This window comes from Streptomyces prunicolor (assembly GCF_045162825.1).
Taxonomy (GTDB): domain Bacteria; phylum Actinomycetota; class Actinomycetes; order Streptomycetales; family Streptomycetaceae; genus Streptomyces; species Streptomyces prunicolor.
Genome location: NZ_CP108676.1, coordinates 204,264 through 216,744, shown reverse-complemented (window position 1 = coordinate 216,744; position 12,481 = coordinate 204,264). Strand labels below are relative to the sequence as shown.

The window sequence follows — 12,481 nt, the reverse complement described above, 5'->3', positions numbered from 1 at the left end:
CAGGACGTATCCGTCAAGGAAGGGATCACCATGTCGGACCCGACGCCGCAGAAGAACGCCACCTCGGACGGCCCCGCCGGCCGCCTCGCCGAGCTGTCCCAGAAGGCCCAGGATGCCCAGCGCGCCGTGGCCGCGAGTGTCGCGGAGGACCGGCAGAAGCTGTCCGCCGCGGTCGCCGACGCGAAGGACAAGGCCGAACAGGGCGCGCAGCGGCTGCAGTCGAGCGGTCAGCGGGCCAAGGCGAACGTCACCGGAAGCTGGAACCAGGTACAGACGTCCTGGCAGGACCACGTGGGCTCGGTCCGCACGAAACTGGAGGACCGCAAGGCCGAGCGCGACGCGAAGCGGCTGGGCCACGCCGCCGACGAGGCCGAGGACTACGCCGCCGACGCCGTCGAGTTCGCGATCGCGGCCGTGGAGGAGGCGGAGTACGCCACGCTGGACGCGGTGCTGGCGCGGGTCGAGGCGGACGAAGCGGCCGAGGCCGCGCAGTGACCGTCGGACTCTGACGCGCCCGCGGGTGCGGCCGCCGGCCGGACGGCCGGGGCAGCGGGTCGTGGGACACCACCCGCGGCCTGCTGTTCTTCGCGGGTCGGTACGGCGCGATGTCGCCCCCCGCTCCGTCGTCGCGCGGCGGTTCCGACGCGACGGCGGAGCGGCCGTGTGGGCGGTCACTGCCGACGGCTCGAAATGCTGTGACCGGGAACATCGACCCCTGTCACTGGATCAGCGACGATCTTGTTGTAGAGGGAAGAGCACGCGCATTCCCTCGCGCCGACTGGATATATTTCTTTAGGCAAGCAACTTGACGGAGGGAAGTCGGTGACCTCACGGCCTGGAGCGGACCTGGTCGGTCGCGCGGCCGAGTTGCGGCTGCTGGACGCGCTGTCGGCCGGGCGGTACGGGGGCTGCCCCGGCCTGCTGCTGCGCGGCGGCCCGGGGGTGGGGAAGACCGCGCTGCTGGACGCCGCCGCGGCACGGGCCATAGCGGATGGGATGCGGGTACTGCGGTCTTCCGCCGTGGAGTTCGAGGCCGGGATGACCTACTCGGCGTTGCATCAGCTGCTCTATCCGCTGCGCCGGGACGCCGAGCGGCTCGCCGGGCACCACCGTGATGTCGTCGACCGGATCTTCGGGCTCGCGCCCGGACCGTCGCCCGACCCGTTGGCAGCCGGGACCGCGGTACTCGCGCTGCTCGGTGAAGTCGCCGTGGAGCGGCCCTTGTTGATGATCGCCGACGACGTGCCGTGGATCGACCGGGCCAGTGCGGCCGCGCTGGGTTTCGTCGTCCGCAGGATCAGCGACCATCCGATCGTGTTCCTGGCCGCCGCCCGGACCGGCGCGGGCAGCTTCTGCAACCAACTCGACCTGCCCGTAAGGGAGATCGAGCCGTTGGCCGAGCCGGAGGCGGTCGAGTTACTGGACGGCCGGTGGCCCGAGCTGGGGCCGTCGGTACGGCAGCGGATGCTCGCCGAGGCCGCGGGAAACCCGCTCGCGCTGCGGGAGTTGCCGAAGGAGCTGAGCAGCCGGCAGCGCTCGGGCCACCTCCCGCTCCCCGCGCTCCTGCCGTTGTCCGGGCGACTGGAGGCGGCCTTCGCCTCCAGCGTCGAGGGACTGCCCGCGCCGACCCGAACGGCCCTTCTCATGGCGGCACTTGATCCCGGTATCGGCCGGTCCGTGATCCGGCGGGCCGCGGGGGAGGCCGACGGCTTCGATGCCCTCGCCCCGGCGCGGGAAGCCGACCTGCTCCAGGTCGACCCGCGCGCGGGCCGCATCACCTTTCGTCATCGGCTGACCCGCGCCGCGATCGTGCACCTGGCGTGCCCCGGCGAACGCCGTCGCGCCCACCTCTCCCTGGCCGCGGCCCTGACCGACGTACCCGAGCGCCGGGCATGGCACCTGGCCGAGGCCACGACCGGACCGGACGAGACGCTGGCCCGGGCGCTGGACGAAGCGGCCCTGCCGGCCTGGCGGCACGGTGAGCCGGCCGGCTCCGACCGGCGCCGCGGCGCCGCGTCCGCCGCCGTCGCAGCTCTCGTGCGGGCCGGTGAACTCAGCCCGCACCCCGACGACCGCTCCCGCCGATTGGCCGAGGCCGCCTACCTCGCGACGTTCACCGGCCAACTCGACGACGTACCAAGGCTGTTGGCGGATGCCGGACGGGCCGCCGACCCGCCGGGCGGACTCGCCTTCGCGGCCACCGCCCAGCTCCTCACGCACGACGAGGGTGACATCGATGCCGCCCACCGCCTCCTGGCCCGCGCGCTCGACGACAACGCCGCCGGCGCCACGGACGACGACTGGGACCACTGCGGAATCCTGTACGCGCTGCTCCTCGTCAGCGTCCACACCCACCGCCCCGAGCCGTGGCGGCTCCTCAAGACCGCGCTGGACCGGTTCGAACCGACCGCGATGACCGCGATCCGCCTCTGCTACGAGGCGTACGTCCACCCCACCACCGCCTCCGACGCGTTGCGCAAGGGCCTCGCCGACGCCTTCGCGGCGCTGCCCGCCGACGCGGCACCCTGGGAACTGATCCCCCTGGCCTTCGCGGCGGTCGCGATGGACGCCCTGTCGGACCACCGGTACCTGGTCTCCCGCATGATCGAACGCGAACGCGACGGCGGTGCGATCGCCATGGCCGTCCCCGCGCTGATGCTGCTCTGCCACGACTCCTACGTCCACGGCCGGTGGGACGAGGCCGAGAGCCTGGCTCAGGAGGGGCTCGACCTGGCGGCGGCCCACGGCTACCGCTTCTGGGAGCGGCAGATCCGGGCCCTGCTCGCGCCCGGCGCGGCGGCGCGCGGGGACGGGGACCTCGCCCGGACCCGCAGCGAGGAGACCACGACCTGGGCCGCACCCCGCGGCATCGAGGTGACGGAGGCCTACGCCCACTCGGCCCGCAACCTCGCGGCCATGGGCCAGGGCGACTACGAGGAGGCCCACCTCCAAGCGGGCCGGATCGATCCCTCCGGCGCACCGAGCACCGGCATCCCGGGCCGGTGGCTGCTCCTGAACCTGGTCGAGGCGGCCGTACGCACCGGCCGTACGGACGAGGCCCGCGATCATGCCGCCGCCGCGCGGACGGCGGGCATCCACCGGATCTCCTCGCGCACCGCGCTGCTCTGCGCCGGAGCCGAGGCCGTGGCCGCCGACGAGGACGACGCCGGGCCCCTGTTCGAGGCCGCCCTCGCCCTGCCCCACGCGGCCCGGTGGCCGTGGGAGCACGCGCGCATCCAGCTCGCCTACGGACAGTGGCTGCGCCGCACCCGCGACCACCACGCCCGCCGCCATCTGAGCGCCGCCCTCGAGACCTTCGACCGGATCGGCGCGAAGGCCATGGCCCAGCGGGCCCGCAACGAACTGCGCGCCACCGGCGTCGTCACCCCCAGCGGGCCCGCCGCACCGGCCGCCGCCCTGACCGTGCAGGAACGGCAGATCGCCGAACTGGCGGCCGTGGGCCTCACCAACCGGCAGATCGGCGAGCGGCTGTTCCTCTCCCACCGCACGGTCGGCTCCCATCTGCACCGGCTGTACCCCAAACTCGGCATCACCTCGCGCGCCGCGCTCCGCGCCGCCCTGGAGGCCATGTCACCCGGAGCCACGGCGCGGGCCGCGGGTCCGGCGGTACCGTAGAACGAACCCGTCTGATCAGTGAGCCGGAGAAGACATTGGTCGACAAGGAGATCAGAGCCCTGGCGACCGTGCTGCTCGAACGCGTCGGGGAACTGGCGAAGGAGATGGCGGCGCGGATCCGCGCCGGCTCACGGGAGTACCACTACGACGCGGTGCCCGAGGAGGACCTGGAGGAGGCCTGCCGGACCCACGTGAGCAACGCGCTCCAGGCACTCACCGGGCAGGTACCCCTGGACACGGAGGCCGCGGCCGACATAGGCCGCCGCCGCGCCCGGCAGAACGTGCCGCTGCCCACCGTGATGACGGCCTACCGCGTCGGCGTGAAGTACTTCTGGGAGTCGGTCGTCGCCGAGGCCACCACAACCGCCCTGGTGGGCAACGACGTTCTGGTCGCGGCCGCCACCGCCATGTGGGAGATCCAGGACGGCATCACCGAGGCCATGGTCACCGGATACCACGACGCCGTGGCCCAGCGGCTCCTCGCGGGCGAGCAGGAACGCTCGGCGCTGGTGGAGGCCCTCCTGGAGGGCAGGAGCATGGACGCCGACGCCGTGTGGTCCGCCGCGGAGGTCCTGCGGGTGCCGCGCGGCGGTCCGTTCACCGTGGTCGCCGCCGAGGTGCCGCGGATCGGCCGACAGGCCCTGCCGGACATCGCGGACCTCCTGACCCGGCGCGGCATCCGCTCCGCCTGGCGCCTGCGCCCCGACCTCCAGCTCGGCATCGTGCACCTGCGCACCCCGCGGGATCTGCCCGACCTGGTCGAGGTGTTGCGCGACCACGCGGAACGACGCGTGGGCGTGAGCCCCTCCTACGACGACCTCAACCGCACCGGCGACGCCCTGCGCTTCGCCAAGGTCGCGATGCGCGGCGGCGACGCGGAGACCAGCGCCGTGACCGTCTTCGACGACTCACCGCTCGCGGTCGCCACGGCAGGCGCACCCGACGTCATGGCCCGCGTCGCCACCCGGGTCCTCGGCCCCATCGAGGCCCTGCCCGCCGACGAACGCGCCCTGCTGCTGGACACGTTGGACGTCTGGTTCGACTGCGGCGGCTCCGCCGAGGAGGCCGCCAAACAGCTCTACGTCCACCCCAACACCGTCCGCACCCGCCTGCGCCGCATCACCGAACGCACCGGCCGTTCCCTGACCGATCCCCGCGGCATCACCGAACTCGCCCTCGCCCTGCGTGCCGTACGCCAGACTCCGAGGCCCCCGACCCCGGAGCCGACCGACGACACACGGAAGCCCTAGGCGGCGGTACCGCCCGCGTAGTCGCTCTTGAACGTGGTCTCGATGGTGGTGGCGACGGACTGGGCCACTCCCGTGCCGGTGAGGATGATGCCCAACTCCCGGTTGTTGGAGAGGGAGTTGCTGCTGATGTTCATCGAACCCGCCTCCACCTCCTGGGTGGACAGGCCGTAGTCGGCGACCATGGCCTTGGCGTGGATGTAGAAGCCGTCGGGGTCGGAGTAGCCGACGACCGTGCCGCCGGCCGCCTTGATCGCGGAGACCTCGCTGGAGTAGTCGGCCGGGGTCTCCAGCACCACCCGTACGGTCACGCCCGCCTTCGCTCTGGCGACGATCGCGTTGACCACCGTGCTGTCGCTGAACTCCAGTTCCTCGACGTCGAGCGTCGTGGTGGCCGCGTTGATCACGGTGAGGAGACGGCTGCGCGAGTCGGTGGGGGACCAGAGCAGGTGGTCGCCGTCGGTCGGGGTGATCGAGGTACCGGCGTAGTCCGCGTTGAACACCTTCTCGATCGCGGCGACGTCACGGGTGTCGTCGGTGAAGACGCCGTAGTCGCGGCCGGTCGAGTAGTACTGGGAGGTCAGATTGCCGGTCAGGACAAGCGACTTGGTGGCGTCCACGGTGATGGTCTTCTGGTGGGTGTAGACGAAGCTGGACGGCGACCACACCACGCCCACGCCCGCGTTCGTCAGCGCCGTGTACGCCGAGCTGTTGGCGGACTGGTGCGCGCGGTCCAGGACCACCCGCACGGTGACGCCCTTGTTCTTCAGTGCGATCAGGTCGTTGACGGCGGTGGTGTCCTCCAGCTCGTACATCGTCATGTCGAGCGAGGAGGTGGCCGAGTTGATGAAGTCGTAGATGGTCGGCTGGGTGGTACCGGCCTGGGAGAAGGCGAAGGCGGTGTACGTCGCGGCGTTGGCGGGGACTGCCGTGACGAAGAGGGTGGCGCCGGCTGCCAGCGCGACACCCGCGCGGCCGAGGAACGTCCTCAACATGCGTGACTCCTAGTCGAGTTGATGCCCACGTGGGGGGTGGCGGGCAGGTGCATGACACCACGCGCGTAGAACGAGGTGGAAGGGGAGCAAGGTGAACTCACCATTACCGGCCGCGCGTTCGGGTGGACAAAGAGGACTCCGTGCAGGTGGGGGCCGGTTCATGGGGTCCCCGCGAGTTAGCAAAAACTTCGTAGCCGGCAAATCACGGGTCAACTACAGCGCTCCAAAGGGGCGCGGGGCTGTGTCGATTTGCGGCTCCGCCGCGTGGGCGCGACCAGCCACGACGATGCGGCACGGGAACGACGGCATATCGGGGCACTACGAGCGGAGCGCCTAGGCTGCGCACCGACCCACGCATCAACACCAGGAGCGCACCCCGTGTCCGACCTCCCATACCCCGACGCCCACCACCCGGACGAGAAACCCGCCCCCCACCCCCTGCTCACCCCCGTCCTCGCCCTCCTGGGCCACTGGCACGGCCAGGGCAAGGGCGAATACCCCACGCTGGACGGCGACTTCACCTACGCCCAGGACGTCACCTTCACCCACGACGGCCGCCCCTTCCTGCACTACGAGGCCCGAGCCTGGATCCTCGACGCCGACAACGCACCGGTACGCCCCGCAGCCCGCGAGAGTGGCTGGTGGCGCCTGCAACCAGACGGCCGGATCGAGGCACTGATCACCCAGCCCACCGGTATCGCGGAGATCCTCGTCGGAACCGCCACCGGCGACACGGTCGACCTCGCCACCCACGAGATCGCCCTCACCCCCACCGCCAAGAAGGTCACCGCCACCCGCCGCCGCTACACCCTGACCGACGCCACCACGCTCACCTTCGCCCACGACCTGGAAGCCGTAGGACAACCGCTGCGACACCATCTCGCGGCGCAGCTCCACCGCACCGGCTGAAATGAACTGATCAGCAAGCCTGTTCACAGCGTTGCTTTCCGAATATCCGATCGTTGATCTCCCATGCAGTGAGCGGTGCCCGAGCGGCATGGAGGCGTGGATCGACAGTGGTGCCCGGCGGCCTCCCGTGGGCAGGCGAACGGAGAGCCCTGTGCGCATGAGTGACCTTCAGCGGTGCGAGATCCGACCCGGACGACTCGTCGAGTGGACGCTGCACCCGACGGCCGTAGGAGCGGCGCGGGCCCTTCCGGACGACGCGCGGCCACCGGCGTACGTGCAGGAGTCCCACATCCGTACGGCGCGCTCGGTGCGCGAGGACGGGCTGTTCGTGCCGACCTGGCTCGGTACCGCCTTCGACATGCCGGGGCGGATCGAACTCGACGTGCTCCAGGGCGCGTTGCGGTCCTGGATGCTCCGGCACGAGACGCTGCGCAGCGGCTTCCGGTGGGCCGGTGACGAGATGCGCCGCTTCACCCTGGACGCCGACGCCGTGGTCCTGCACCGCGAGGACGTGGGGGAGTTCGCGGACGCGGTGACGCTGACCCGGTACATGCAGGACCGTTTCGATGTGGCGGCGGACGCGCTCACCTGGCCCAACTTCCTTTTCGCGGCGGTCGTCCGGGACGACGGCACGAGCGTCTACCTGGCGTTCGACCACAGCAACGTCGACGCCTACTCGCTGCATCGCATCGCGGGCGAGGTCCACGAGCTGTACGAGGCCGGCCTCGCCGGGAGGGCCGTCGAGTCGGCGCCCGTCGCCAGTTACATCGACTTCTGCGCGGGCGAGCGCACGGACGCCGACCAGATCGACGACACGCACACCGTCGTCTCCCGCTGGCGCGAGTTCATCGCCCGCTGCGACGGCAAGCTGCCGAACTTCCCCGTCGACCTCGGCCTCGACCCCGAAGGACCGCTGCCCACGCAGAAGTTCCTCCAGGAGATGCTCGTCGACGAGACGGACGCGGCGGCCTTCGAGGCGTACTGCCGCCCGTACGGCGGAAGCCTGGTCGGCATCCTCGCGGCCGTAGCGCTGGCCGCCCGCGAGATCAGCGGCCTCGACGTGTACCGCACCGTCGTCCCCTTCCACACCCGCGCCAAGTCCCGCTGGGCCGACTCGGTCGGCTGGTACGTGGGCGGCGCGCCGATCGAGATCCCCGTCGAGCACGCCACGGACTTCGACCACGCCTTGCGCATGGTCCGCGCCACCCTCCGCGAGAACCGCCCGCTGGCCCGTATGCCCATCGCTCGCGTACTGCGCCTGCTGGGCGCCGACTTCCGGCCCACGTCCCCCGACCTGTACTCGATCGTCTCCTACGTCGACTCGCGCGCCCTGCCCGGTTCGGAGCGCTGGCAGGAGCTGAAGGCGTACGGACTGATCCGGGTGTCGTACGGCGACCAGGTGTGCGCGTGGGTGACCCGGGTCCACGAGGGCCTGCAGTTCGCGTGCCGCATCCCGGACAACGTCATCGCGGACAAGAACATGCGGCTGTGCATGGAGCTGGTCCGGGAGCGGTTCGTCGAGGTGGCCCGGCAGGCGTCGGCCGTGCGTCTCTAACTCCTCCCTGTACGGCTTTCGGGCCCTCCCCGTACGGCAGGCGGGGCCGAATCCGGCCTGGGGCACGTGTGCCGACCTGTGCGCGCGTGCCCCATGTCCGAACAAACATGTAGTGCAGCACCGTTGACCGACCGGACGGACGGGATCTACGTTCTTCGCAAGGCGAAAGCGCTTGCCATACCCCCGCCGTTCATCCAGCACGGCCCGACGGGTCGCGCTCTCGTGCCGTGTCATCCGTCCGTTCCCCCCACGCTCTGCCGGACCGGGCAACAACTCCTGACCTCAGACAACGATGTCCACGCCCCACTCAGGAGGCATCGCCATGACGCCACCCAGTTTCCGGAGACGAGCTGTCCTCGGCGCCGCCGCGGGCGCCCTGTTCGCCCCCCTTCTCGCCGGCTGTTCCGACGGCGGCGGAGCGAGCACGGCGGCAGGCGGGAAAGTGACACTCACCTTCGCCTGGTGGGGCAACGACGACCGCGCGCAACGCACCAACGCCGCCGTGGCCCTCTTCGAGAAGCGCCACCCGAACATCTCGGTGCGCACCTCCTACGCGGGCTACCCGGCGTATGTGCAGAAGCTCGCCACCCAGGCGGCCGGCGGTGACCTGCCCGACGTGGCCCAGCTCGACTACCGGCAGATATCCCAGTACGCGGGCAGCGGCACCCTTCTGGACCTCGGCCCCTATCTCAAGAACGGCACGCTCCAGACCGCCGACTTCGACAAGTCCCTGACCCGCACGGGTGTTTACGACGGCAAGCAGTACGCCCTCCCCATGGGCAAGGGCACGACCGGCGTCGTCTACGACGCCACCGTCTTCAAGAAGGCCGGAGTCGCCACGCCCCGACCCGGTTGGACCTGGGACGACTGGGCCGAGGCGGGCAAGAGGATCAGCGCGCTCGGCATGAAGGGCCCCAACGGGCACGCCTACACCGGCCTCTCCGACCTCGGTGTGAACGAGGACGCCTTCGAGACCTGGCTGCGCAGCAGGGGCAAGGAGCTCTACGCCTCGGAGCGCCGACTCGGCTTCACCGCCGACGACTTGACCGACTTCTGGACCTTCACCGACAAGCTGCGCCGCGCGGGCATCGTCTCGCAGGCCAGGGACACCGCCCAGGTCGGCGGCGCGGTCGAGGACACCCCGATGGGGCGCGGCATCGCGGCGACCGACTTCAACTGGGACGCCCCCTTCCTCGGCTACCCGCCCCTGCTCGGCGACCAGGTCCACTTCGCGCCCGTCCCCACGACCGACGGCAAGGTGGGCCAGTACTTCAAGCCGACCATGCTCATCGGCGCGGGCGCGGGAACCCAACACCCCAAGGAGGCGGCCGAGTTGATCGACTTCCTGCTCAACGACCCCGCCGCGGGCAAGATCCTCGGTGTCACCCGCTCCACACCCCCCAACGAGAAGATCGCCGAGGAGATAGGCAAGGGCCTCACCGGCCCGGAGAAAGAGGTCTACGACTACGGCCGCACGATCGCCGCCCACGGCACGTCGGCCCCGCCGATCGCACCGCCCCGCGGCGACATCGTCCTCCAGGTCTCCTTCACCCGCGACTACCAGCGCGTCTCCTACGGCATGGAGAGCCCACGAGGCGCCGCCGAGGAGTATGTCGCCGAGGCGAAGCGGGAGTTGCGATGACCACCACGGCAACCCCACCGCCCCGTACCGCACCCGCCACCGCGACCCCACCGGAACACCGCAAGCGAGGCCAACGCAGCGGCCCCGCCTACATCTTCCTCACGCCGTGGATCCTCGGAGTCGTCCTCCTGACGCTCGCACCCATGGCCGTATCGCTGTATCTGTCGTTCACCGACTACAACCTCTTCGACCCACCCAAGTGGGTCGGACTGCGCAACTACAGCGACATGTTCACCGCGGACCCGAGGTACTGGCGCTCGGTGGGCACCACCCTCCTCTACGTCGTGGTCGCCGTCCCCCTCAAACTTGCCCTGGCACTCGGCGTAGCGCTGCTGCTCAGCAACACCCGCAAGGCCAAGGGCTTCTACCGCTCGGCCTTCTACGCCCCCTCACTGCTCGGCGCGAGCATGGCGGTCGCGCTGGTCTGGCGCGCCCTCTACAACGACGGCGGCACCGTCGACGAACTCCTGTCCTCCATCGGCATCCACACCGGCGGCTGGGTCTCCGACCCGCACCTCGCGGTGTTCGTCGTCGCGCTGCTCTCCGCCTGGCAGTTCGGCGCCCCGATGGTCATCTTCCTCGCCGGGTTGCAGCAGATCCCGGCCGACCTGTACGAGGCCGCCGCGCTCGACGGCGCGGGACGGTGGCGGCGGTTCGTGTCCGTGACGCTGCCCATGCTGTCCCCGGTGGTCTTCTTCAACCTCGTCCTGGAGACCATCCAGTCCTTCCAGGTCTTCACCCCCGCCTTCGCGATCAGCGGCGGCAACGGCGGACCGGCCGACTCGACCGAGTTCTACACGCTCTACCTCTACGAACGAGGCTTCACCGCCTCGCACATGGGCTACGCCTCCGCCATGGCCTGGGTCCTGCTCCTGGCCATCGGCGCGGTCACGCTCGTCCTCTTCAGGACCTCACGCTCCTGGGTCTTCTACGCCAACGAGGGGGCCTGATGGCCACGACCGTGCCCGACGTGAAGAGTGCCGCCGGCCTCAAGAACAGCTCCGGACTCAAGAACGACTCCGGCCGCACACGCACCGCGGCGATCGCGAAACACCTCGGCCTGGTGGCCGTACTCCTCGTCCTGCTCTACCCGCTGGTCTGGCTGCTCGCCACCTCGCTCAAGCCGGCGAACGAGGTCCTCACCAGCCTCAAGCTGCTGCCCAGCCACATCGAGTGGTCGAACTACACCACCGCCCTCGACGGAATCAGCGGCGTCTCGATCTCCCGCCTCCTCCTCAACTCCCTGCTGATCAGCGTCGGTTCGGTCATCGGCAACGTCGTGTCCTGCTCCCTCGCCGCCTACGCCTTCGCCCGGCTGCGGTTCCGGATGCGGGGCCCGATGTTCGGCTTCATGATCGCCACGATGATGCTGCCGCACCACGCCGTGCTGATCCCGCAGTACATCATCTTCAACAAACTCGGCATGGTGGACACCTATTGGCCGCTGATCCTGCCCAAGTTCCTTGCCACGGAGGCCTTTTTCGTCTTCCTCATCGTCCAGTTCATGCGCGGCCTGCCCCGCGAACTGGACGAGGCCGCCCGCATCGACGGCTGCGGACCGTTCCGCATCTTCTGGTCGGTCGTCCTCCCGCTGACCCGCCCGGCGCTGATCACCACCGCGATCTTCACCTTCATCTGGAGCTGGAACGACTTCTTCACTCAGTTGATCTACCTCTTCGACCCGGAGAAGTTCACGATCACCCTGGCCCTGCGCAACTTCGTCGACCAGTCCAGCACGTCCGCCTACGGCCCGATGTTCGCGATGTCGGTGATCTCGATCGTGCCCATCGTGCTGTTCTTCTTCGCCTTCCAGCGCTACCTGGTGGAGGGCATGGCGACCTCCGGACTGAAGGGCTGAGCCGATGAGTTCCCTCGCACCCCAACGCCGGGAACCCGGCGAGCTGTTCGGCCCCCGCTTCACCCTCTTCGCCGACATGCTCGCCGTCGGCGTGGCGGCGGCGGTCGCCTCCCTCCCCCTGATCACGGCTCCTACGGCGTTCGCCGCGGCCTGCGCCGTCCTGCGACGGTCGATCCGCGAGGACCGGTCGGTGAGCACGGGGGAGTACGTCGGTGAGTTCCGGGCTCATGGACTGCGCCGTGTGCTGCTCGCGGGCGTGGCGGTGTTCGCGGCGGTGACCTTGGTCGTCCTCGACCTCGCGCTCGCGGGGGCGGGTCTCCCCGGCGCCCGTCCGATGTCATGGGCGTTGATCGCTGTCGCGGTGGCCGGACTCGTCGTCGCCCTGCGCGCGGCTGCCGATCCGGAGGTGGCGTGCGGTTGGCGCCCGGCTCTGAGCAGGTCCATGGCACGATCGGCCACGGATCCGGTGGGCTGCGCGCTGATCGTGACGGCGGTCGGGCTGTGCGTCGCGTTCGTGTGGATGCTGCCGCTGCTCGCCCTGCTGCTGCCCGGTCCACTGGCCTTCGCGATCACGGCGGTAGAACTGCGTAGCGAGCCTCCGGCCGACCCGGATCCAGGAAGGTAGACGGGCGGTGGCGG

The 12,481-nt window shown here is 70.4% G+C and carries 10 protein-coding genes; 9 read left to right on the top strand and 1 reads right to left on the bottom strand.

Annotated elements, in window-relative coordinates:
* Window positions 1-30 precede the first annotated feature (30 nt).
* From OG588_RS00940 to OG588_RS00930, 3 genes are all read left to right on the top strand, one after another.
* Window positions 31-495, top strand: a complete 465-nt coding sequence (locus OG588_RS00940) for a hypothetical protein (RefSeq protein ID WP_405945587.1) — start codon at window positions 31-33, stop codon at window positions 493-495.
* 327 nt (window positions 496-822) lie between these two features.
* Window positions 823-3,636, top strand: coding sequence for an AAA family ATPase (locus OG588_RS00935; protein WP_405945586.1), 2,814 nt, complete (start codon window positions 823-825; stop codon window positions 3,634-3,636).
* Window positions 3,637-3,671: 35 nt separating this feature from the next.
* Window positions 3,672-4,886, top strand: coding sequence for a PucR family transcriptional regulator (locus OG588_RS00930; protein WP_405945585.1), 1,215 nt, complete (start codon window positions 3,672-3,674; stop codon window positions 4,884-4,886).
* Here OG588_RS00930 and OG588_RS00925 read toward each other — a convergent pair.
* Window positions 4,883-5,878: a phospholipase D-like domain-containing protein gene (locus tag OG588_RS00925; protein WP_405945584.1), complete on the bottom strand. Its 996-nt coding sequence runs from the start codon at window positions 5,876-5,878 to the stop codon at window positions 4,883-4,885. The two genes, OG588_RS00930 and OG588_RS00925, sit on opposite strands and share 4 nt — an antisense overlap.
* A 378-nt stretch (window positions 5,879-6,256) precedes the next feature.
* Here OG588_RS00925 and OG588_RS00920 point away from each other — a divergent pair, with 378 nt between their 5' ends.
* The 6 genes from OG588_RS00920 (at window position 6,257) to OG588_RS00895 (ending at window position 12,467) form a co-directional block, all read left to right on the top strand.
* Window positions 6,257-6,787: an FABP family protein gene (locus OG588_RS00920; protein ID WP_405945583.1), complete on the top strand. Its 531-nt coding sequence runs from the start codon at window positions 6,257-6,259 to the stop codon at window positions 6,785-6,787.
* 157 nt (window positions 6,788-6,944) lie between these two features.
* Window positions 6,945-8,342, top strand: coding sequence for a condensation domain-containing protein (locus tag OG588_RS00915; RefSeq protein WP_405945582.1), 1,398 nt, complete (start codon window positions 6,945-6,947; stop codon window positions 8,340-8,342).
* Window positions 8,343-8,664: 322 nt separating this feature from the next.
* On the top strand, window positions 8,665-9,984 hold the full coding sequence (locus OG588_RS00910) for an ABC transporter substrate-binding protein (RefSeq protein ID WP_405945581.1): 1,320 nt from the start codon (window positions 8,665-8,667) through the stop codon (window positions 9,982-9,984).
* Window positions 9,981-10,934, top strand: a complete 954-nt coding sequence (locus OG588_RS00905; protein ID WP_405945580.1) for a carbohydrate ABC transporter permease — start codon at window positions 9,981-9,983, stop codon at window positions 10,932-10,934. The genes OG588_RS00910 and OG588_RS00905 overlap by 4 nt, the downstream gene beginning before the upstream one ends.
* Window positions 10,934-11,842 (top strand): carbohydrate ABC transporter permease, encoded by a 909-nt coding sequence (locus OG588_RS00900; RefSeq protein WP_405945579.1) that lies wholly within the window; start codon window positions 10,934-10,936, stop codon window positions 11,840-11,842. The genes OG588_RS00905 and OG588_RS00900 overlap by 1 nt, the downstream gene beginning before the upstream one ends.
* A gap of 4 nt (window positions 11,843-11,846) precedes the next feature.
* Entirely contained in the window at window positions 11,847-12,467 is a 621-nt protein-coding gene (locus OG588_RS00895) for a hypothetical protein (protein WP_405945578.1), read from the top strand.
* Window positions 12,468-12,481 lie beyond the last annotated feature (14 nt).